Source organism: Prosthecobacter sp. (assembly GCF_020439865.1).
Classification (GTDB): domain Bacteria; phylum Verrucomicrobiota; class Verrucomicrobiia; order Verrucomicrobiales; family Verrucomicrobiaceae; genus Prosthecobacter.
In genome coordinates, this window is record NZ_JAGRPF010000135.1 from 69,861 (window position 1) to 90,028 (window position 20,168).

The 20,168-nt window shown below is 59.7% G+C and carries 16 protein-coding genes; 7 read left to right on the forward strand and 9 right to left on the reverse strand.

Going from position 1 to position 20,168, the window contains the following annotated elements; translation table 11 throughout:
- Positions 1 to 376: 376 nt before the first annotated feature.
- Positions 377 to 1,591: an SUMF1/EgtB/PvdO family nonheme iron enzyme gene (locus KDL09_RS16025; RefSeq protein ID WP_294387207.1), complete on the reverse strand. Its 1,215-nt coding sequence runs from the start codon at positions 1,589 to 1,591 to the stop codon at positions 377 to 379.
- A gap of 152 nt (positions 1,592 to 1,743) precedes the next feature.
- Here KDL09_RS16025 and KDL09_RS16030 point away from each other — a divergent pair, with 152 nt between their 5' ends.
- Positions 1,744 to 3,099 carry a DUF1501 domain-containing protein gene (locus tag KDL09_RS16030; protein WP_294387209.1) on the forward strand — a complete coding sequence of 452 codons (1,356 nt, stop codon included), beginning with the start codon at positions 1,744 to 1,746 and terminating at the stop codon, positions 3,097 to 3,099.
- Positions 3,100 to 3,105: 6 nt separating this feature from the next.
- On the opposite strand, the gene KDL09_RS16035 is transcribed toward KDL09_RS16030, so the two are convergent.
- Positions 3,106 to 6,174 (reverse strand): PVC-type heme-binding CxxCH protein, encoded by a 3,069-nt coding sequence (locus KDL09_RS16035; protein ID WP_294387214.1) that lies wholly within the window; start codon positions 6,172 to 6,174, stop codon positions 3,106 to 3,108.
- 103 nt (positions 6,175 to 6,277) lie between these two features.
- Here KDL09_RS16035 and KDL09_RS16040 point away from each other — a divergent pair, with 103 nt between their 5' ends.
- Complete coding sequence (locus tag KDL09_RS16040; protein WP_294387216.1) at positions 6,278 to 7,510, forward strand: LL-diaminopimelate aminotransferase; 1,233 nt, start codon at positions 6,278 to 6,280, stop codon at positions 7,508 to 7,510.
- Positions 7,511 to 7,585: 75 nt separating this feature from the next.
- Here KDL09_RS16040 and dgt read toward each other — a convergent pair whose 3' ends face one another.
- Genes dgt through KDL09_RS16060 form a run of 4 tightly spaced genes read right to left on the reverse strand, consistent with a single transcriptional unit; the run spans position 7,586 to position 9,877 of the window.
- Positions 7,586 to 8,860 carry a dGTP triphosphohydrolase gene (gene dgt / locus KDL09_RS16045; protein WP_294387218.1) on the reverse strand — a complete coding sequence of 425 codons (1,275 nt, stop codon included), beginning with the start codon at positions 8,858 to 8,860 and terminating at the stop codon, positions 7,586 to 7,588.
- 53 nt (positions 8,861 to 8,913) lie between these two features.
- The gene (locus KDL09_RS16050; protein ID WP_294387221.1) at positions 8,914 to 9,117 is read right to left on the reverse strand and encodes a hypothetical protein; all 204 of its coding nucleotides are present in this window, start codon (positions 9,115 to 9,117) and stop codon (positions 8,914 to 8,916) included.
- A 41-nt stretch (positions 9,118 to 9,158) separates the two neighbouring features.
- Positions 9,159 to 9,527 carry a CoA-binding protein gene (locus KDL09_RS16055; protein WP_294387223.1) on the reverse strand — a complete coding sequence of 123 codons (369 nt, stop codon included), beginning with the start codon at positions 9,525 to 9,527 and terminating at the stop codon, positions 9,159 to 9,161.
- A complete protein-coding gene (locus tag KDL09_RS16060; RefSeq protein WP_294387225.1) occupies positions 9,524 to 9,877 on the reverse strand; it encodes a hypothetical protein in 354 nt (117 codons plus the stop codon). Before KDL09_RS16060 ends, KDL09_RS16055 begins: the two co-directional genes overlap by 4 nt.
- Positions 9,878 to 10,008: 131 nt before the next feature.
- On the opposite strand from KDL09_RS16060, the gene KDL09_RS16065 reads away from it, so the two are divergent.
- The 5 genes from KDL09_RS16065 (at position 10,009) to KDL09_RS16085 (ending at position 14,737) form a co-directional block, all read left to right on the forward strand.
- On the forward strand, positions 10,009 to 10,785 hold the full coding sequence (locus tag KDL09_RS16065; RefSeq protein ID WP_294387226.1) for a creatininase family protein: 777 nt from the start codon (positions 10,009 to 10,011) through the stop codon (positions 10,783 to 10,785).
- The gene (locus KDL09_RS16070) at positions 10,782 to 11,702 is read left to right on the forward strand and encodes an ABC transporter permease (RefSeq protein ID WP_294387228.1); all 921 of its coding nucleotides are present in this window, start codon (positions 10,782 to 10,784) and stop codon (positions 11,700 to 11,702) included. Before KDL09_RS16065 ends, KDL09_RS16070 begins: the two co-directional genes overlap by 4 nt.
- On the forward strand, positions 11,699 to 12,568 hold the full coding sequence (locus tag KDL09_RS16075) for an ABC transporter permease (protein ID WP_294387230.1): 870 nt from the start codon (positions 11,699 to 11,701) through the stop codon (positions 12,566 to 12,568). The genes KDL09_RS16070 and KDL09_RS16075 overlap by 4 nt, the downstream gene beginning before the upstream one ends.
- Before the next feature lie 79 nt (positions 12,569 to 12,647).
- Positions 12,648 to 13,007 carry a hypothetical protein gene (locus tag KDL09_RS16080; RefSeq protein ID WP_294387231.1) on the forward strand — a complete coding sequence of 120 codons (360 nt, stop codon included), beginning with the start codon at positions 12,648 to 12,650 and terminating at the stop codon, positions 13,005 to 13,007.
- 89 nt (positions 13,008 to 13,096) lie between these two features.
- The gene (locus tag KDL09_RS16085; RefSeq protein WP_294387234.1) at positions 13,097 to 14,737 is read left to right on the forward strand and encodes a peptide ABC transporter substrate-binding protein; all 1,641 of its coding nucleotides are present in this window, start codon (positions 13,097 to 13,099) and stop codon (positions 14,735 to 14,737) included.
- A gap of 65 nt (positions 14,738 to 14,802) precedes the next feature.
- Here KDL09_RS16085 and KDL09_RS16090 read toward each other — a convergent pair whose 3' ends face one another.
- The 3 genes from KDL09_RS16090 to KDL09_RS16100 are packed head-to-tail and all read right to left on the reverse strand — an operon-like array spanning position 14,803 to position 20,166.
- Positions 14,803 to 16,599, reverse strand: coding sequence for a heparinase II/III family protein (locus tag KDL09_RS16090; RefSeq protein WP_294387236.1), 1,797 nt, complete (start codon positions 16,597 to 16,599; stop codon positions 14,803 to 14,805).
- A gap of 35 nt (positions 16,600 to 16,634) precedes the next feature.
- On the reverse strand, positions 16,635 to 18,764 hold the full coding sequence (locus tag KDL09_RS16095) for a bi-domain-containing oxidoreductase (RefSeq protein WP_294387238.1): 2,130 nt from the start codon (positions 18,762 to 18,764) through the stop codon (positions 16,635 to 16,637).
- Positions 18,765 to 18,780: 16 nt separating this feature from the next.
- Positions 18,781 to 20,166 (reverse strand): hypothetical protein, encoded by a 1,386-nt coding sequence (locus KDL09_RS16100; protein WP_294387241.1) that lies wholly within the window; start codon positions 20,164 to 20,166, stop codon positions 18,781 to 18,783.
- Positions 20,167 to 20,168: the final 2 nt, after the last annotated feature.

Genomic DNA, 20,168 nt, shown 5'->3' on the forward strand with positions numbered 1-20,168 from the left:
CGTGAAACCCGAGGCTTCCAGCACCCGGCCTGTCACGGTTACATTACCAGTTCCTCGAGTGTCAACGGTGATGCTGGACGAATACCCAGAGTTGGCGTTGGCATCAGCGAGTAAAATTAGAGTCAAGACTACCAGCAGGAAAACCCGGACAAAGGCGGAGTGGCTAAAATGCTGCTCGATGCTGTATCCTCGTTTGAGCATGCTCATGGCGCTCCTTAAAAACGCATCTGCATGAGCAACACACGGGGGATGCACCGCACGTGCAGCTTGCTGGATCTTTGGACTCTTCATATTTCTGTCATCTGTGTTCGTGCTTCACAATTTCTTCAGCCGTCACCTTCCGATCTGGCTGTTCCGCTCATTCTGCTCGTGTTGATCATGGGGTTGAAATGCGGGCAGGGCGGAACCCTAGGCCTCTGTCAACTGTTGACGGCTTGGAGAGGTCGCGACTAGCGGAACGGCAATCAGAAGGAATCGCCACCCATCCTCCGCCCCGGACAATCCTCTCGTCGGCTGCGCTCGACGCTGGCCCTGGGGGAGGAGGCCCACGAGGGTTAATCGCCCCATTTCGATAGTAAACATCGGAATACCAATCCCAGCACCGCTCCCGAATATTCCCCGTCATGTCGTGGAGTCCGTAACCGTTGGCCGCGAAACTGCCCACGGGAGAAGTGTAAGGTTGTATTCCGTCATTATAGCTGGGGTGGTAGCCACTTGTCGGACCGAGGTCGTAGCTACCAGCGCCGCCGCCTAAGCTCCAGTAATTCGCTTGGCTGTGTGAAATTGTGTCCCCCCACGGGAAACGCAGCCCGCTCTGTCCACCGCGCGCCGCCTTCTCCCACTCCGCCTCCGTCGGCAGGCGGTAACCACCCGCAGCCCAATTGCAGGCCACCGTGTCGCTCGTGCCCGCACCCGTCTTATAGGTTACGCCTGAAACGGTGTAGCAGGGCGTCAGACCATCTTTTTGACTCCTTGCGTTACACCACTTCACTATGTCATACCAGTTAATCGAATGCACGGGATGATTTCCCGCCTTACCGGCTCCAGATGCCAAGTCTGTGTAGCCATTCACGAGTCCCCAGGTCCGCACTTCATCCCACAGATCCTTCGTCACCTCATACTTCGCCATGTAAAAAGCGCTGACATACACGGATACTGGCGGCTGATCATAGTACGTGTCACCGCTCGTGCGGCCCATGGTGAACCAGCCCGCCGGGATGAACTCCAACTCATCCGGTGCTGCAGGTGCGCTGGCTGTGATACGAAACCGTACTGCCTGTGAGTACTGCCCGTCCCAGTCCGCCCCGGCATTCCATACCACGTGCTTGTTCAGCCCCATGCCCACCCCGTTCCCTACGGCTCCGCTTAGGCTGGTGGCAGGGACATTGAAGTTTACGCCACCATCGGCCGAGGCCGCCACCTGCACGGTGGCCAGTCCGGAGGTCCCGCTTAGATCATAATACACATCCACCAGCTTCGTTCCCGCCCGCTGCGCCGCACGGACATTGGAAACAATCGGGTCCGCCCCGAGCGCCATTGCGCCAGCCATCGTGAAAATCATTGTCGCCAAGAATCGGATGTCGGACCTCATGACGCGCGATGGTGGCCACATTGAGGCTGAGTGCAAGCGTATCAGACTAAGCCTGGAGGCAACTTGCGTAGGTCCTCGTGTCTTCATACGGGTTTCCATGCGTGGATCGGAGGTGCCAGCAAGCATGCTTCCGAACACCCCGTATTTCCATCATGCCCCCTCAACTCTCCCGCCGTGATTTTCTCCGCCGTTCCGGCATGGGGATGGCCATGCTGGGATTGGGCGACACGCTGCTGGCCTCGAAGCCGCATTACGCCCCGAAGGCGAAACGCGTGATTCACTTCTTCCTCAATGGCGGGCCGTCGCATGTGGACACCTTTGATCCGAAGCCGGCGCTGATGCGCTATGCGGGCAAGCCGGTGCCGAGCCATCGCATCACAGAGCGGAAGACGGGCGCGGCGTTCCCTTCGCCGTTCAAGTTCCAGCGCTACGGACAGAGCGGCATCGAGGTGAGCGAGTTGTTCGCAAAAACGGCGGCGCACATCGACGACATCGCCGTAATCCGCTCGATGCAGGCGCAGGTGCCCAACCATGAGCCGTCGCTGATGCTCATGAACTGCGGCGACTCCATCCAGCCGCGGCCGAGCATGGGCGCGTGGTTGACGTATGGTCTCGGCAGCGAGAACGCGAACCTGCCGGGCTTCATCGCGATGTGTCCCGGCGGCATGCCGATCAAAGGCGCGGAGAACTGGCAGGCGGCGTTCCTTCCGGGCGCGTTTCAGGGCACCTATGTCGATTCGAAGCATGAGGCGGTGGACCGTTTGATCGAAAACATCCGCAGTCCGCATGCAGACACGAACGTGCAGCTTCGCCAGCTTGAGCTGCTGCGGCGAATCAATGCCGCGCATCGCGCCGAGCGCAGTGATCTGCGGCTGGAGGCACGCATTCAGAGCTTCGAGCTCGCCTTTCGCATGCAGATGGAGGCGGCGGACGCGTTTGATGTGACCCAGGAGCCGGCGCACATTCGCAAAATGTACGGCGACGGCGTTCATGCGCGGCAGACACTCATCGCGCGTCGTCTGCTCGAGCGCGGCGTGCGCATGGTGCAGCTCTGGCATGGCGCGGGACAGCCATGGGACAATCACGACAACATCGAGACGAACCATCGCAAGCTCGCAAACGACATCGACCAGCCCATCGCAGCGCTTTTGAGCGATCTGAAGCAGCGTGGCATGCTGGAGGACACGCTGGTCATCTGGGGCGGCGAATTTGGCCGCACGCCGACGGTGGAACTCGCGGGCGGCAAGTCGAAGCTGGGTCGCGATCACAATCACTACGGCTTCAGCGTCTGGATGGCCGGCGGCGGCATCAAAGGTGGCACGATCCACGGCAGCACGGACGAGTTCGGCTTCGCTGCTCAGGACAATCCCACCAGCGTTCACGACCTGCATGCCACGATCCTACACCTGCTCGGCATTCAGCACGAAGAGCTGACCTACCGCTATGCCGGTCGCGACTTCCGCCTCACGGACGTGTATGGCGACGTGATCACGCCGATCGTGGCGTGATCGATTTCATGGCGTCTTCAGGTAGGCGATCAAGTCCGCCATCTGCTGCGGGGTGATGGCGGCTTCGAGGCCTTCGGGCATGAGGGAGATGCCGGGGCTGGTGAGGGATTTGATCTCGCTGCGCAAAACCGTGTCCGTGCCGCCGTCGGCACGCTTGAGGGTGAGATTGCCGGCGGTCTCGCTGGCGATGAGTCCGCTCAAAGTGCGACCGTCGTTTGTTTCGATGATGTAGAGCGCGAAGTTCGGCGAGACCTCACGATTCGGATCGAGGATGTTCGTGACGAGCTGCTCGGCAGTCCACGCCTTAATCGTCCCGAGGTGCGGGCCGACATCGTTGCCCTTGTCTGCGAATTTGTGGCAGACCATGCAGGCCGTTTCATAGATTTTGGCGCCGCGTGCGACATCGCCGGTCAAAGTCATGACCGGGGCATATTTGGCGATGACCTCCTTCCGGTTCGACGACGAGCCATCGCCGATGAGTTTGGCGATACGCTCGGCCAGCGCGGGTGTTTTCTGCCGTCCGAGCGTCGCCTTCGCGGCGACGCTGAGCTGTGCGGGCGTGATCTTCTTCGCCTCGATGGCATCCAGCAGCTTCGCAGTGCGATCCGTCCGCGAGAGCAGCATCGTGGTGGCCTTGTCACGCAACACAGGCGTCATCTTCGGCCAAGAATCAATGATCATGTCGGCGACGACGGGCTCGCGGTAGCTGCCGAGGGCCTCGAGTGCGGCGAGTTGAACTTCACTGGGTGTGCTTGGGGCTAGAGCATGTAGTAGCAGTGGCGCGAAGCGATCAAGTGGAGCCAATGCTGCCAAAGCGATCTTGTTCTCATCAAGCGATTCATGATTCCGGCCAACTTGTTCCAGCATCGTGTCGATGCGCTTGTTCCACCACGTGATGCAAGCCTGACTGAGAGGTAAATCCGCCAACTTGCGCCCCTTCTTCATCGCACCCATGGAAACAGAAGGCACAGCCATTTCTGGGAATCCAGCAGGAAAAACTGGATAGTCGGACATGTCTCGTTCAACCCTTTCCAGCACCAGCGGCAGTTCGATCGTTTCAGCCGCGGTTTTTGAGTCAGGAGACTGCACGGCAGCTTCCACGATTTGAGGAAACAAAAGCGCTGTTCTTCGGGTGTCCTCATTTCGAGGACTGAATGTCGTGGTTGCGAGTCTAGTCACACCGGCGCGCAAGCAGACATTAATGGCCACTGGAGCGAGCCACGAATCCCTCGATCCTATGCGGAGAAGCCCGGGAGCGAGTTCGGCGATCTGAGAGTCCGATGCTTCTCCCAACGAGAAAACTGCTGCAAGCGCACCTGCACCAAGGTTGGTCTGTTTTTCGAACAACTTGCCCTGCTGGAGCAGGAGAACCGAAGATTGGGTTGGAGAGACGAGAGATTTAACTTCTCCTACGATGATTGCTGCTTGCGCGACGAGTTTGCCGTCGTCTGAATCGAGCGTATCACGAAGCGTGTCGAATGTGGCTTGAGACAAGTTTCCATTACCGGTGCTTGATGCCGAGACCAGAGACCAAAGCGCGGTAGTTCGACCTTGTTCCGTCCTCCCGCTCTTCACCATCGCCCGCAGCGGCTCCACGGCGGTTTTGTCCTGCCGCTCAAACAGCAAGCGCTGTGCGGTTTCGCGGTGCCAGGCGTTGGGGTGGTCGAGGAGGGCGACGAGGTCGGTGGTGCTCGCGTTCGACAAGGTCACTCTCCGCTCTTCGCCCTTCGCTCGTTGCCAGTTCTTCGGCGCGAGGCGGAAGATGCGGCCTTTGTCGCGGCCGCGGAGGAGATCGACGGCGGCGTGGATGTCGTCGGGGATGCTCCAGGGGTGCTCAATGACTTCGCGATACATGTCGCAGACGTGGAGGCAGCCGTCGGGGGCGTTGACGAAATTGACGGGGCGGAACCAGAGGTCGTCGCTGGTGCAGAAGTTTTTCGTTCCATCGACCTGCACGGCTTTGAAGGTGACGCCGTCGGGCACAAGCTTCATGCGGTAGAAGAGATTGCCGGCCACGTCGGCGACGAAGGCGAAGTCGCGATATTCTTTCGGATAGGCATCGCCGCGATAGACGGTGATGCCGCTCGATGAGGTGACGACGCCTGCGCCGACGAGTTCGCTTTTCGGCAGGTGGCTGCCTTCCTGTACCCAGCGCTTCGCACGGAACTCGCGCCAGGGCTCGGGCGGGCTGGTGCGATAGACGGGGAGCTGGTCGCCCGCCTCGGCGCAGTCGTTCAGGGCGCTGGGGACGACGAGATACGGATTCCGCGCGAGGTAGCGATACGGCAGGACGACGTGCTGGCAGGGATTGCGGATGTTGCAGAGGAAGCGGTTGCCCCAATCATCGAAAGTGTTGCCGAAACGTGCGCCGCCGCTTTCGAGGCGCACATCGCCAGTGCTGGGATCGAAGGAGAAGTCGTTTCGCTTGATGGGGAGCGGTTTGAAGTCCTTCGGCAGTGGCATGACGCTCTCGCTGCCGGGCACGCGTTGGATTTCGCCACCGTTCGAGCCGCCCGCGACATAGATGCGGTGGTCGAGACCCCAGATGGGGTTGTTCATGACGGCCTGCACGTTGAGCTTTTTGAAGCCGGTGAAGACCTTTTGCCGCACATCGGCCACGCCGTCGTCATTCGTGTCCTTGAGATACCAAACGTCCGGCGTGGCGGTGACGAAGATGCCGCCTTTCCAGCACGCGGCACCGGTGGGCCACGACAGGCCGTCGGCGAAGACGGTGGCCTTGTCGAAGGTGCCGTCGCCATCGGTATCGGTGAGCAGGCGCACTTTGCCGATGGCCTGGTCGGTGGGGTTTTCCTGACTCGGCTTGTGCTGCGCCTTGTCGGTGTAGGGGTAGTCGTTCATCTCGCACACGTAGGCGCGGCCATCGGCGTCGTAGGTGATGGCGACGGGATCGGTGACGAGCGGCTCCGCAGCGATGAGCTGCATCTTGAAGCCGTCAAGCACGTGGAAGGTCTTCGCGGCGTCCTTCGGCTCGACGGCGGGTGTGGCGGGGAAGTCCAGGGCGGAAAGAGGCAGCCACGGGAGCACCAGAACGAAGGGAAACAGGCCAGGACGCATGGTCTGAAGCATACGGTGGCAGGCTTGCCGGTATTCCGCTGGTCAGCCAAAGTCTTGCATCCCGGCCGACCTGCGCCACACTGCCCGCCCTTTTTCCAACGCCATGGCCTACATCAACGAAAACTACAAAAAGCTCAAAGCCGGTTACCTCTTCCCCGAAATCGCCCGGCGCGTGAAAGCCTTCACCGAGGCGAACCCGGAGGCTGCGAAGCGCCTGATCCGCTGTGGCATCGGCGATGTGACCGAGGCGCTGCCGGAAGCTGTGCGCACGGCCATGCACAAGGCCGTCGATGAAATGGGCGACCGCAACACCTTCCGCGGCTACGGCCCGGAGCAGGGTTACGATTTCCTGCGCAATGCGATCGCTGACAACGATTTCAAAGCCCGCGGCATCAACGTGGAGGCCGATGAGATCTTCATCTCCGACGGTAGCAAGTGCGACACCGGCAACATCCTCGACATCTTCGGCGCCGGAAACAAAATCGCCATCACCGACCCGGTGTATCCGGTTTACGTCGATACGAACGTCATGGCCGGCAACACCGGCGATGCCAATGAAGCCGGGGCCTATGCCGGACTGCACTACCTCAAGTGCACGCCTGAAAACGGCTTTGTGCCCGAGATTCCGAGCGAGCCGATGGACCTCGTCTATCTCTGCTACCCGAACAATCCGACCGGAGCCACCGCCACGCGTGCGCAGCTGGAAGCCTGGGTGAAATACGCCCGCGCCAACGGCACGATCATCCTCTACGACGCCGCCTACGAGGCCTTCATCAAAGATCCATCGGTTCCGCGCTCCATCTTCGAGATCGAAGGTGCTCGCGATTGCGCGATCGAATTCCGCAGCTTCTCAAAGAACGGCGGATTTACCGGTGTGCGTTGTGGCATCGTCGTCATTCCGAAGGGATTGATGGGCAAGAAGAGGGACGGCACGAAGCAGGCCATCCATCCGCTCTGGAGCCGCCGCCATAGCACGAAGTTCAACGGCACGAGCTACATCGTGCAGCGCGGTGCCGAGGCGATCTACTCGCCCGAGGGCAAGGCGCAGGTGGCGGCGCTCATCGAGCACTACATGGGCAATGCGAAGCTGCTCGTCGAAGCCTGCAAGAAGGCCGGGCTCGCTGTCTATGGCGGTGTGAACGCTCCTTACGTCTGGGTCGGCTGCCCGAACGGCCTCACCAGCTGGCAGATGTTCGACAAGATGCTCAACGAAGCGAATGTCGTCATCACACCCGGCAGCGGCTTCGGCAGCGCCGGCGAAGGCTACTTCCGCATCAGCGCCTTCAACAGCCGCGCGAACGTCGAGGAAGTCTGCAAGCGCATTGCGGCGCTGTAATCGAGCGCGGGTCTCCGATTCATATATCCTGGCAAAACGCCGTTCCGTCATGGAGCGGCGTTTTGTTTGGATGCCTCACACGAAATCTGTGATCGAACCGAAGTCGGCGTCGAACAGACGGCGGTAGGTGCGGAAGGCGAAGTGATCTGTCATGTTTGCAATCCAGTCGCAGACGAGACGGGCGCGTTCGCTGGCGCTTTCGGCTTCTAGAATCTGTTTCTCGATCGCCGCGGGCATCAGATGCAATCCCTTGGGTTGTGAGGGCTCGATGTAGCGCTCGCGAAGCACATCAAACATGCGTTTGAGAATGAAATCCGCCTTGTGATCGAGCTGCTGGAGCTGTGGACTGAGGAAGACCAGGTCGAGCGCGATCTTCTTGTGCAGATCAGCCCGCCGACGTTGCGCGGGATCGATTTCGAGCACGAACTGATGCCGCTTCGTGCTCTGGCTGAGGAAGTTTGCGTTTGGAACGAGCTTCGTGGCACGAATGCACTCGCCAATGAGACGATTGAGCCGGCCTTCGACGCGTCCGTCGCGCATCGCTTTGCAGAGAAACTCGACATTGGTGCCGTCTTCGTCCTCGAGTGCCTGATCAGCCGCCCACCGTTCCACTTTGCTCACGTTGATGAATCCCGCGTGGATGCCATCCGCAAGGTCATTGAGCGAGTAGGCTGTGTCGTCCGCCCAGTCCATGATCTGGCACTCGATGCTCTTGAATCCATTGCGCACTTTGCCCGGCGTGAGTTCGACGGGAAACGCCTGTCCGCCCAAGGTGAAGTCAAGCCAGCGCTCTTGGTCGTTATAAAGGTAGTGGTTGGCCTTGTTGGCCGGTTTTTCGGCGAATAGCGTCTTGTATTTGAGCACGCCGTCCAGCAATGCGCGCGTCGGGTTCATGCCGACACGGCCTTCGCTGAAAAGCGTCTGCGTCAGGATGCGCAGTGTCTGCGCATTGCCTTCAAACCCGCCATACGGCTCCATGAGCCGGTGCAGTGTGCGCTCACCCGCATGTCCGAACGGCGGATGGCCGAGATCGTGGCTCAGGCACGCGCTTTCGACGAGGTCCGGATCGATGAAGCAGTCGTCATCGAGATACTGGCTCTGCTGGGCCAGCCAGCCGCAGATGCTTCGTCCGATTTGCGCCACCTCGATGCTGTGGGTGAGCCGCGTGCGGTAGAAATCATATTCGCCCGAGAGAAACACCTGCGTTTTGCTCTGCAGACGACGGAACGCGCTGCTGTGGATGATGCGGTCGCGGTCGATCTGAAATGCGTTTCGATACTCGCCCTCATGGCGCGGGCGCTCGTCGAGCGTCTCGAAGTCGAAGAAGGAATAAAAGCGGTTCGCGGGCATGCGTCGTGTGCCGCGATGCTAGCAGGTCGTGGCAGCAGGGCAAGGCCGCTGCTTCAGCGCCCCCGGCGGAACGCGAACTGCTCAGACGGGATCTGTCCGTCCCGATCAAAGGAGTCAGTGTCTCGCGAACGACGTTTCCCACCCACAAAGGCTGGTGTGAAGGGCAGATGCTGCACCTTTTCGATCTCATCATCGGACACACCCTTCGCCCTCAGGCGGCTGCGTTCATAGATTCGAGCTTTTTGGATTTCGAGCATGGTCTTTAGTTTTAGTTAGACCGAAGGCTCAACGAGATCGTTCAAAACTGCCCTGTGTTCAAAAGCACCAGCGTGCAGGCCTCCTCGCAGGCAATTCCGGCCTTTTGCAAAGCCTCCACCAGTTCCCCGTTTTCCGCGCCGGGATTGAAAATCACCCGCTTGGGCTTGAGGACGACCAGCCTGTCCTTCAATCCTGACGAGATCGCCGCGCCGACATACATCGTCACAGTGTCCACCTTGTCCGTAATGGCGCTCAAATCGGGCACGACCTTGATCCCGTCGATTTCCGCCAGCTTTGGGTGCACCGGGATCACTTCATGCCCGTGCTTGCGAAGAAGCAGCAGGGCTCTGTTGCTGTAGCGCTCCGGATTGTCGCTGGCTCCAACGATGACGACTCGTTCCTTGCTCATGACTTTGGGTCCTCCTCTTCAAGATGAAACATGTGCAACGCCCGATGCGCCAGCGGAGCAAGCACCATGCCCATGACCGTGATGGCCACCAGCCCGCTGAACAACGCGTAGGCGGACGCAAAGAGTTTCGCTGCGTCGTTTTTCAGCGGATCGACCGGTCCCATGCCGCCGAGGATCATGGAAGCGTTCAGTATGCTGTCGATCCAGCCCAGTTCACCGATGTAGTGATAGCCCAAAACGCCCGCGCCCAGCGCAGCCCCCACCAATCCGGCCGCCGAGGCAAAGTAGCGCAGGAAACGCCCCAGAAAGACGTGCTGCGGCGCAAGAGGGTCGGTTCGCGACTCAAACATGACGTACACCATTCTGCCGGAGCCGCTGATTTCAACCCCAGCGGCGCAAAAAGGAAGGCGGGCAGCGAAACATCGGTTTGAGTCCAAACGCTATTGCCATCGGCAGCTTGAAACCTTAAACCTGCAAACCTATGAGCCCGAGACCTTGGATCATCGCCGAAACCAACTGGAAACACGTCAAAGCCACGCGCTACGAGGCTGCCGTGCTGCCATGGGGAGCCACAGAGGCGCACAACTGGCATCTGCCTTACGCCACTGACTCGCTGCAGAACGACGCCATCGCCGCTGAAGCCGGACGCATCGCGTGGGAGGCGGGTGCAAAGGTGGCCATCCTGCCGAACATGCCTTTCGGCGTGCAGACCGGACAGCTCGACATTCCGTTCTGCATCAACATGAACCCCACCACGCAGATGATGGTGCTGGAGGACGTCATCAGCAGCCTCGGAGGCGTGGGCGTGATGAAATTCGTCATCCTCAACGGCCACGGTGGCAACGACTTCCGCCAGATGCTGCGTGAGTTGCAGGCGAAACATCCCAAGATGTTTCTCTCCACCGTGAGCTGGTTCAATGCGGTCAAAGGCGACGATATTTTCAACATCGTCGGCGATCACGCGGACGAACGTGAAACCAGCCTCATCATGCACCTTCACCCCGAACTTGTGCTGCCAAAGTCTGAGTGGGGACCCGGCACAGACAACCGCTGGAAACTGAAGGCCATCAACGAAAAATGGGCTTGGGCGCAGCGCGCGTGGACGAAAGCTACCAACGACACCGGATCCGGCGATCCTCAGCACAGCACCGCCGACAAGGGAAAGCGCTACCTCGAAGCGCTCGGGAAAAAGATCGCCACCTACCTCATCGAACTCGCCGCCGCTGACATCAGCGATCTCTACGAGAAATCGAAATGATCCGCTTTCTCGTCAGCCGCTTCGTTCAGGGCGTCGTCGTGATCTTCACGGTCATCACGATCACGTTTCTGATTCTGAAGGCCTCCCCGGGCGGCCCGTTCCGATCCGAGCGAACGCTTTCACCCGAAGCGCTGGCGGCGAAGATGGAATACTACGGCTTCGACAAGCCTTGGCCGGTGCAGCTTTGGCGGCACATCGTTCATTACGCGACGTTCCAGTTCCCTGAGTCGCAGCTCTTTTCGGGCCGCACCGTGGATGAAATCATCGTCTCGGGGTTTCCGGTCTCGGCTTCGATTGCCGTTCCCGCTTTGCTGCTTGCCCTGATTATTGGCGTGCCACTCGGGGCGCAGGCCGCGCTGCGCCCCAACACCCTCGAAGACCGTACCAGCCAACTGGCGGCAACGATCGGCATTTGCACTCCGAGCATGGTGCTGGGCCCGGTGCTGGCCATCCTCTTCGGACTCAAGCTGCGCTGGTTCAATGTCTCCGGCTGGTTTGACACCTCTGACTGGGTGCTTCCCGCGATGACCCTCGGCATTATTTACAGCGCTTACATTGCCCGTCTCACGCGCGGTAGTTTGCGCGAGACGCTGGCGCAGGAGTTCATCCGCACCGCCCGGGCAAAAGGAGCGGACAATACCACCATCATCTTCAAGCATGCGTTAAAGCTGGCGTGCCTTCCGGTGTTGAACTTTCTTGGCCCTGCCGCAGCAGGTTTGCTCACCGGATCGTTCATCGTCGAAACCGTCTATCAACTGCCGGGACTCGGACAGTTCTTCATCGCTTCCGCGATCAACAACGATCAGGAGTTGCTGATCGCCATCTCCGCTTTTTACGCCGTCCTCATCGTCAGCTTCAATCTGGCCGTGGACATTCTGCAGGCATGGCTCAACCCGCGCATCCGACTTCACGCATGAGCCACACGACGCCGCAGAGTGTTTCCCCCATGCGGGCCGCGTGGCAGCGGCTTATGCGCCAGCGCATTCATGGCGTCGCGCTTGCGTTCCTGGTCCTGCTCGTGCTCGCCTGTGCCATCGGTCCCATGTTCTCGCCTTACACCCAGGCAGAGCAGGACCTCGAACTGAAAGCGGCAGGTCCCAGCGCTTCTCATTGGCTCGGCACCGATTCACTCGGACGCGACATGGCCACGCGCATTCTTTATGGCGGTCGCGTGTCTCTCGAAGTGGCCTTTCTGGCCACGGCCGTCGCCGCCATCATCGGAGTGGGCTACGGCATGGTCTCGGGTCTCGCAGGTGGCCGCGTGGATGCCGTGATGATGCGAATCGTGGACATCATCTACTGTTTCCCCTTCATCAACTTTGTGATCCTGCTCATGGTGATCTTTGGCAGGCAGTTCTGGCTCATCTTCGTCGCCATCGGTGCGGTGGAATGGCTGACAATGTCCCGCGTCGTACGTGGTCAGGTGCTTGCGCTGAAAAATCTCGAGTTTGTTGTCGCGGCAAGGGCGAATGGTGCCGGATTCATCCATCTTCTCTTCAAGCACCTGCTGCCCAACCTCGCCGGAACGATCATCATCTACGCCGGCCTTACCATTCCCGGCATCATGCTGCTGGAGGCTTCATTGAGCTTTCTCGGTCTAGGCATTCAGCCTCCGGATGCCAGCTGGGGCGTGCTGCTGGGCGACGGCTCGCGGGTGATGGATGTCTCACCGTGGCTGCTGCTTTATCCCGGCTTGTTCTTCTCAGCCACGTTGCTCGCATTGAACACGCTCGGTGATGGACTGCGTGATGCGCTCGACCCCAAATCGATGTCGCAGCAATAGCTGAAATAATTTTGCGGCTCGTTGAATAGGTCGTGCGGAGGTTCGTCTCAAGGAGCGGAATCAATCCTTCCATCCTCCTATGAAAACCATCCTCACCCTCATCGCTGCCACCGCAGTTCTTGGTTTCGCAGCTCCCACCTCCGCCAAGGCCGATGGCTACTGCAATGGCAGCCGCCGCATCATCAGCTACATGCCCTGCGGCACGCCTGTATATGCAGTCTATCAGGTCGTCGGCTATGACCATTGCGGGCGCCCGGTTGGGCAGTGGGTCACGCAGCGCGTGCCGCATAGCTGTGGTGTTTGCAATCCACGGCCGTCCTATGGCTTTGGCCACAGTCACCATCATGGATACAGCGGCTATTCTCCTGGCTACAACAACAACTGCCGCCCGTCATACGGCCGCAGCGGGATCAGCTTTAGCTTCGGGTTTGGCAGGTAGTTGCAACACCAGGGCGCCTCAATCCCTGCCTGGCGGCCTCATGCATCACGCATGAGGCCGTTTTGTTGCCACGAACTCCAACGCATGTCATGATCGCCGCCATGCGCTGGTTTGTTCGTGCCTTTCTTCTCGTTGTCTTCCTCGTGGGCGTCGTGTGGTTTAATCATGTCCGAACAAACCGGCCCCGCCGCATCGACATCGCGACACGTGAAGGAATTCTGCTTGTCGGCAATGGCACCGAACCCGCGACACTCGATCCTCAACTGGCCACCGGCCAGCCGGAGCATCACATCTTCCATGCCATCTTCGAAGGCCTGGTGGCGCCGGCTCCGGACAATCCTGATGCAGACGGCCCCGGTGCCGCTGCAAGCTGGACCCACGAGAACTTCACGACGTGGACCTTTAAACTCCAGCCCAATGGGAAGTGGAGCGACGGCACACCCGTGACAGCTGGTGATTTCGTGTACGCCTATGAGCGCATGCTTACCGCAAAATTCGGAGCCGACTACGCGAACATGCTCTTCCCCATGCTCAATGCGGAAGCCTTCTACACAGGCAAGATCACCGACTTCTCACAGGTCGGCGTCAAGGCTCTCGATGCGCTCACCTTACAGATCACTCTCGCCGGTCCCGCTCCCTACCTGCCCAGCATGCTGAAGCACTACTCGTGGTTCCCCGTGCCCCGGCATGCGATTGAGAAGTTCGGCAACATGACCGATCGCAACACGCGCTGGACGCGCCCCGGCAATCTCGTTGGCAACGGGCCTTTCATGCTCAAAAGCTGGCGGATCAACCAGTCCGTCGAAACCATTCGGAATCCCTATTATTGGGACGCCGCCAGCGTCAAACTCAACGGCGTCACCTTCATCCCCATCAGCAGTGACACCACTGAAGAGCGCGCCTTCCTAGACGGTCAGTTGCATGTCACGCAAACGCTCCCGCTGGCCAAGATCCCCGGCTATCGCGAAACACGTCCCGATTTCTATCGCGATGAACCGCTGCTGAGCACCTATTTCTACCGCATCAACACTACACGGAAGCCTTTCGACAATCCAAAGGTCCGACGTGCGCTCGCCCTCGCCATCGATCGCGAATCCATCTGTCGCAACATCCTTCGTGCCGGACAAAAACCAGCCACCGGCCTCACGCCTCCCGGTTGTGGCATTGGTTACCAACCGCCAGACGTCATGCACTTCGATCCCAATGAAGCGCGCAAGCTGCTGGCCGAGGCCGGATTTCCTGATGGCAAAAGCATGCCGACCTTCGACATTCTCATCAACACCAACGAAGCCCACCGCACCATCGCGGAAGCCGTGCAGTCCATGTGGAAGGAGAATCTCCACATACCCGTTCGCGTTTTGAATCAGGACTGGGGTGTCTATCTCGAATCCCAGCGAAAGCTCGATTACGATGTCTGTCGTGCCGGCTGGGTAGGCGACTATCTTGATCCCTCCACCTTCCTCGCCCTATGGAAAACCGGTGACGGAAATAACAACACCGGTTGGAGCAGCCCGCGCTACGATGCGCTCCTCTCGGAAAGTTTCCTCGAAGGAGATCCGGTCAAACGTTTCGCCATTCTGCATGAGGCAGAAACCCTCATGCTCGAAGAAGTCCCCATCATCCCGATTTACTGGTATGTCCGCTCCTTCCTCGTGCAGCCGAACGTCAAAGGCCTGTTGCCTTCGCTCCTGGAGCACCGCTGCTACAAGGCCGTGGAACTGGTGCCGTGACGCAGCAAACAAAAAGGCGCAGGAGAATCTCCCGCGCCTTGCGTGTGTCAGAACTTTGTTTCTCGCTAGCCTGCCTTTCGCCAGATCGTCGTCATCGTGCCGCGAAATGTGATCTTGATCCCCGGGGTCGTCAGCCGTTCACGGAAATGCGGCGAGGCCTCACACTTCACGATCTCTGTTTGTTCGATGCCATCGCCATTCAGGGTGACATACACCGGGGCGGAATCAGCATGATGGCAGGCGAAACCGTTGGGACGATTCTTTTCAATACGCCAGCCAGGTGCAAGCTGCCAGGTCACCACGTGCGGTGCGGTCTGGCCGACATCATCGCAAATCTCCACATGCTCCTGAGTGGCATGCACGGCGCGCTGCACACGGAGGCCCTCGCATGCGAAACTCATCGAACAAATCTCGTTGATGAGATCCAGCCTCGGCTTTTCGTGATGTTTCGACCAAAGAAATGATCCCATTCGCTGCGGAGTCGTCCTGCCTGAAATCGGCACCGGAGCGTTGTGTGCTTCCCACGATGCCAGTCGTGCTCGCAAAGCAGGATCGCTGTAGTAGGCGCCGGTGCCCGGATCGATGACGAGTGCGTGCTGTTCAAACCACAATGAGACATGCATGGCATCGAGATGTCCGTGCGCCGCCATGCTGCCAAGCCCTAGAGGCGAAGCGTCTGCGCGCACCGTCCAGCGCGCATCACGCCAGACGGCCAGACCGCTCTCCTCATGCGCCAGCCACTTGCTGCGCATGGCTGCTTTCACACCCTTCGGCGGTTCGCCCAGCCAGAAACGCAATGCGGCTCCTTCACCCCGGTTGAGCAACCAGCCTCGAAACTCCGCCACCGCGTTGGATCGCTTCAAAGCCAGCGGCAGCACTTGCGCGTCATCAGAGTCGCCAAAGTCCCATGCATCGGGCGTTTCGACGACATCGACGAAAAACTGCGCCGCCTGCGTCAGCCTTTCCAGAACCTTACCCGTCAAACCATTCGCCGCCTTCCCGGCATGCCAGCACATCTCCCACGCGAAGAGATGGTAGTGCAGCGCCTGCTCCTTGTTTCCACCGTCCGTGGCGAATTGCCGGAGAATCTCGCGTTCGAGCAGCTTCCATACGCGTTGCGCAGAAGTGATCGAACGCGCGAGCGACGGCCAGCGTGTGATAGCCATCACCAATGCAGCCAGTTCGCCGATGAGATGATTGTTCGCCGAAGATCCGAACGACCTCCGCTTCCAAATCCACCACGCATGCACGGGGACGATGCGCGCGGTCAGTTCGTCCTGTCGGCGGGCGAGTTCGGGATCGTTGCAGCCACGCACGAGCGCGTCGAACCAGCAGAAGTTTATCAGACGCAGTGCCGCTTCGAGCGGGCTCGTCCAGTTGATGCCATGGCCGGGCGTGTTGCGGTCGCACCAGTCTTCCAGCCAAAGTTGTGAGACACGAATGGCATGCACATCGCCATTCAGCGCGCTGTGCATCGCCATGCGTGTCATTTCCGACCAACGGTTGATCTCCCAGATCACCCGCGCATCTGCCTCGTGTTCGAGGCAGCGATGATCGAGTTTTCGCGAGGGAATGTCGGGATCGATGACCACGCCCAGCATCGCATCGCGATGCCAGCACGGCGGCGCGCCGACCTCCACGTTCTTCCAGCCAAACAACTGCCATTCACCGCGCACGAGTTTCTCCGCGTCGCTCGCGAGTTGTTTGCGCAGTTCCGGCGGCACGCTCTCACGCCACGGCAGCTTCGGAAAACCGATGAACCTGCCGTCCCATGCTTCGCGGGCGACCTTCTTGAAGGCTGTCGGCTCACGCAGCCGGCCACAGCGCTCCATCACGCGCCGGCCGATCTCTCCCACGCTCATGGCGCGGAGTCGCTGGGCATACCAGGCCGGGTTCATCACAATTCGATCGTCCTTCCTTCCCTGATCGACTCCAGCACCGCAAACGTCATCCGCATGCTCTGCCGCGCTTGTTCGTAAGGCAGCGGATGGGGCGCGCCCTCCTTCAAGAAGGCCAGCCATGCCGTCATCTCTTCTGCATGCCCTTTCGAGCCGAACTTCTTTACCGCCTGCTTCCGCTTTTGAAAAACCGACAGCTTCATGAAGTTCTCGCATTCGATCACGACGCCGTTGCCAAATACGCGATACGATTCCTTGGGAAACGCGGAATCGCCTTCCGCCGAATAAACAATCTGCGCTAACGATCCATCCGCGAATTCGATCTGCGCCGTCACCGAGTCCGGCACTCTTGGTCTTCCCACTGTCTGCGCCGTCACCTTCACCGGCCTGCCGAGCAAATGACAGGCGAAGTCGAAGAAGTGGCAGGCTTCACCGAGCACTCGCCCCCCGCTCTCCTCGACATTGGCATACCAGTGATCCGGCGCCAGCACGCCGGCATTCACGTGAAACGCCAGCGTCTTCGGCCCCGGAATGGTCTTCAGTGTTTGCATCGTCACCAACGTCGCCGGAGCGAAGCGACGGTTGAAGCCCACCATGACGCTACCGTTCGTGGTGGCCATCGCTTCATCGATCTGCTCCAACTCGTGCTGAGTGAGGCACAGCGGCTTTTCGACAAAAGCGTGCTTCCCGCTTTGCAATGCCTTCAACACGAGCGGTGCATGCAGATGATGACGCGTGCCGATTATCACAGCTCCGCCTTCGTTCGCGAACACCTTTGCCGCGTCCGTTTCCGCATTCGCAAAGCCAAACTTCTCCTTCACGTGCCGAGCGCTCAGGCCCGTGGCGTTCACAATGGCTCCCAGCGAGATCTTGTCCTTCAGATGCGGCAGCAGCATCGTGCGCGCAAAGTTTCCCGCGCCGATGACATCCAAAAACTCGGAATTCGGAGTTCGGAATTCGGAATGACTGCCTGAAGAAGAACAGGCTGGCTTGGGTTCCGCACTCCTCGCTCCACATTCCGCATTCCGATACTCAATAACCACCCCAAGCTCGCTCTCCAGCTTGTCGTAAACCTCGAGAACATCACCAAACACCACCTTGCGCGTGGTCACCGGCTTCAAATCGAGCTGGCCCGTGCGCATCAGTTCGAGGCATGCTTCAAAGTTCCGGTTCTCCGTCCAACGCACATAGCCGATCGGGTAATCCTTCCCGCCCCACTCATACTGCGGGTCGTAGCGACCGGGGCCGTAGCTGCGCGAGTAGCGAACCTGAATGTCCTTCATGTAGGCTGTCTTCCACGACAGCTCGGCATCGTAGATGCCCGTAATCACCATCACACCGCGATCCCGCAGACACGCGATCGCCTGATCGGCCGGACCGCTCGATTTGCCGCCCACGCAGATCAGGACGGCATCGACTCCGTCGCCGTTCGTCCATTCACGCACCATGTCCTCCACTTTGGACTCCGCCGGATTCACCACGCGTTCCGCACCCATGGCCAGCGCGGCTTGAAGTCGTGATGCAACGAAGTCCACAGACAGGACGCGTGCTCCGGATGCTTTGAGCAAGCTCGTCACCAACAGGCCTACGAGTCCCTGGCCCATCACCATCACGCGATCTCCCAGTCGCACGTCCGCCTGCCGCACCGCCTGCATCGAGATCGACGCGAGAGTCGTGTAGGCGGCCTGCCAGTCTTCCACGCCTTCCGGAACCGGCGCCGCGAGCAAATCGGGCACGGCAATCATCTCCGCATGAAACGCGCACTCGGCACCGCCGCAGGCCACACGATCCCCCACACGGAAGCGCGAGTTCAGCTCATCCACCGCCACCACCACACCTGCCGCCGAATAGCCCAGAGGTGTCGGTGATTCGAGACGGTTGCGAACCTTCTCCATCGCCGCTTTCCAGCCGAGCGTCTTTGCCGTGTCGATCACCTTCTTCACCTGATCTGGACGCGCCTTCGCTTTTTGCAGCAGGGACATCCGTGCCTGCTCCACCTTCATCCGTTCCGTCCCTGGCGAGATCACCGAGCACGTAGTCCGCACCAGAATCCCTCCCGGCGGTGGCACGGGTGCAGGCACCTCCTGCAGTTCCAGGCGTCCGTCTTGGTATTGGGCGAGTTGTTTCATTGAAGAACCTTCAAAATCATGATTTCAGTGTCGTGATCAGCCACTTGTGCTTTCCGCTGCTGGTTTTTTCGACTTCGCCGACTTCGCGCAACGTGAGGGTGAAATCGTCACCCAGCTTTGCGAGCAAACCGGAACGCATCGCTTCCACGCGTGAGTTCTGCCACTTCGGTCCGGTTTGATAACGGCATTCGACCTCCGCGGGATGCTCTTGAAAAAACTGCACGGCCAGAAGGCCGTCGAAGATGTCATCGTGCATGTTGATCGCCGTGAGTGAGATGTGGCGACCCGTGGCGCTGACGAGGAATTCGTAATCGCGGCCGACGACCGCCTTGACGGCAGGCCAGTCGAACTCTCTGCCTCCGTTTGTCTGCTTGCAGACGTCGCCGGTGCGATAGCGGATTAGCGGCATGACGTGATTGTGAAAGGTGGTGCCGATAATTTCGCGATGGCCCTCCGCATTTGCCTCACCGAATTCGACGAACCCGTAGGTGGGCCAGAAATGCAGGTGATTCGACGTTCTCCCCTGCGCGGCGAGCACGACGCGTTCGCTGTGGCCATACCAGTGGAAGACGCGGGCGCCGAAGAAGTGTTCCAGATTCTGCTGTGACTCGGCGGTGAGTTTTTCCGAACCGCAAAGCAGCGAGGTGAGCGAAAAATCGAGTTTGAGACCGGACTGCTCCAGTCCGCGTGCCAGCATCAATGCTGCGCTCGGATAGGCATGCAGGTGCTGCGGACGAAAGTGGTTCAAGGCTTTCACATACTCCGGCAGACGCTCTGGCGTGAGATGGTAGGAGGACAGGATGAGCCAGTTTCGCGTGGCGTCGTAGTAGCTGATGCTGCCGTCGGCACGACTGGAGGTGACGCCGCCACGGATCACTGCCACGCGATCTCCGGGTTGATAGCCACGCCGTGACCACTGGGCTTCCAGATAAGCCTGTTCTTTTGGACGGCTCACGCCTTTGTGCAGGTAAAACCCCACCGGCACGCCGCTTGATCCACCCGTGGTGATGTAAAGCCTCAGCTTCGTATCGAAATCCGGATTCACCATCTGCTCGCGGTGCAGCAGCAGATCCTGCTTTGTCAGCAGAGGATAGCCCCTCAGTTGCTCCAGTGATTCGAAGTTCTTCGGATCGACTCCGCAATCCGCGAATCGCTCCGCATAAAACGGAGCCTTCGAGGCGGCGATCAACGATTCACGCAAGGCTGCGACCTGATACCGTCGAATCTTCTCCGCATCCCAAGTTTCGACTTCCCGTGCCTCGTTTTGAAACCGAGTGTAGGCCGGACCATAGCGAAGCGACGCCGGAACCGCTCGATAAGCACGGCCCGCCAGCGTTTTGACCGGTTGCGGTGCCGCCTCATAGAGCTTGAGCAGCGGATAAAGAGTGTCTTCGAGGGACATTA

What these genes read in the sequence shown, in the direction of transcription:
- KDL09_RS16090 (WP_294387236.1), bottom strand. Translation starts at nt 16,599, where the DNA reads ATGAGCGTGGGAGAGATCGGCCGGCGCGTGATGGAGCGCTGTGGCCGG.
- KDL09_RS16080 (WP_294387231.1), top strand. Translation starts at nt 12,648, where the DNA reads ATGAAAACCATCCTCACCCTCATCGCTGCCACCGCAGTTCTTGGTTTC.
- dgt (WP_294387218.1), bottom strand. Translation starts at nt 8,860, where the DNA reads ATGCCCGCGAACCGCTTTTATTCCTTCTTCGACTTCGAGACGCTCGAC.
- KDL09_RS16065 (WP_294387226.1), top strand. Translation starts at nt 10,009, where the DNA reads ATGAGCCCGAGACCTTGGATCATCGCCGAAACCAACTGGAAACACGTC.
- KDL09_RS16070 (WP_294387228.1), top strand. Translation starts at nt 10,782, where the DNA reads ATGATCCGCTTTCTCGTCAGCCGCTTCGTTCAGGGCGTCGTCGTGATC.
- KDL09_RS16085 (WP_294387234.1), top strand. Translation starts at nt 13,097, where the DNA reads ATGATCGCCGCCATGCGCTGGTTTGTTCGTGCCTTTCTTCTCGTTGTC.
- KDL09_RS16025 (WP_294387207.1), bottom strand. Translation starts at nt 1,591, where the DNA reads ATGAGGTCCGACATCCGATTCTTGGCGACAATGATTTTCACGATGGCT.
- KDL09_RS16040 (WP_294387216.1), top strand. Translation starts at nt 6,278, where the DNA reads ATGGCCTACATCAACGAAAACTACAAAAAGCTCAAAGCCGGTTACCTC.
- KDL09_RS16075 (WP_294387230.1), top strand. Translation starts at nt 11,699, where the DNA reads ATGAGCCACACGACGCCGCAGAGTGTTTCCCCCATGCGGGCCGCGTGG.
- KDL09_RS16100 (WP_294387241.1), bottom strand. Translation starts at nt 20,166, where the DNA reads ATGTCCCTCGAAGACACTCTTTATCCGCTGCTCAAGCTCTATGAGGCG.
- KDL09_RS16055 (WP_294387223.1), bottom strand. Translation starts at nt 9,527, where the DNA reads ATGAGCAAGGAACGAGTCGTCATCGTTGGAGCCAGCGACAATCCGGAG.
- KDL09_RS16035 (WP_294387214.1), bottom strand. Translation starts at nt 6,174, where the DNA reads ATGCGTCCTGGCCTGTTTCCCTTCGTTCTGGTGCTCCCGTGGCTGCCT.
- KDL09_RS16095 (WP_294387238.1), bottom strand. Translation starts at nt 18,764, where the DNA reads ATGAAACAACTCGCCCAATACCAAGACGGACGCCTGGAACTGCAGGAG.
- KDL09_RS16030 (WP_294387209.1), top strand. Translation starts at nt 1,744, where the DNA reads ATGCCCCCTCAACTCTCCCGCCGTGATTTTCTCCGCCGTTCCGGCATG.
- KDL09_RS16060 (WP_294387225.1), bottom strand. Translation starts at nt 9,877, where the DNA reads ATGTTTGAGTCGCGAACCGACCCTCTTGCGCCGCAGCACGTCTTTCTG.
- KDL09_RS16050 (WP_294387221.1), bottom strand. Translation starts at nt 9,117, where the DNA reads ATGCTCGAAATCCAAAAAGCTCGAATCTATGAACGCAGCCGCCTGAGG.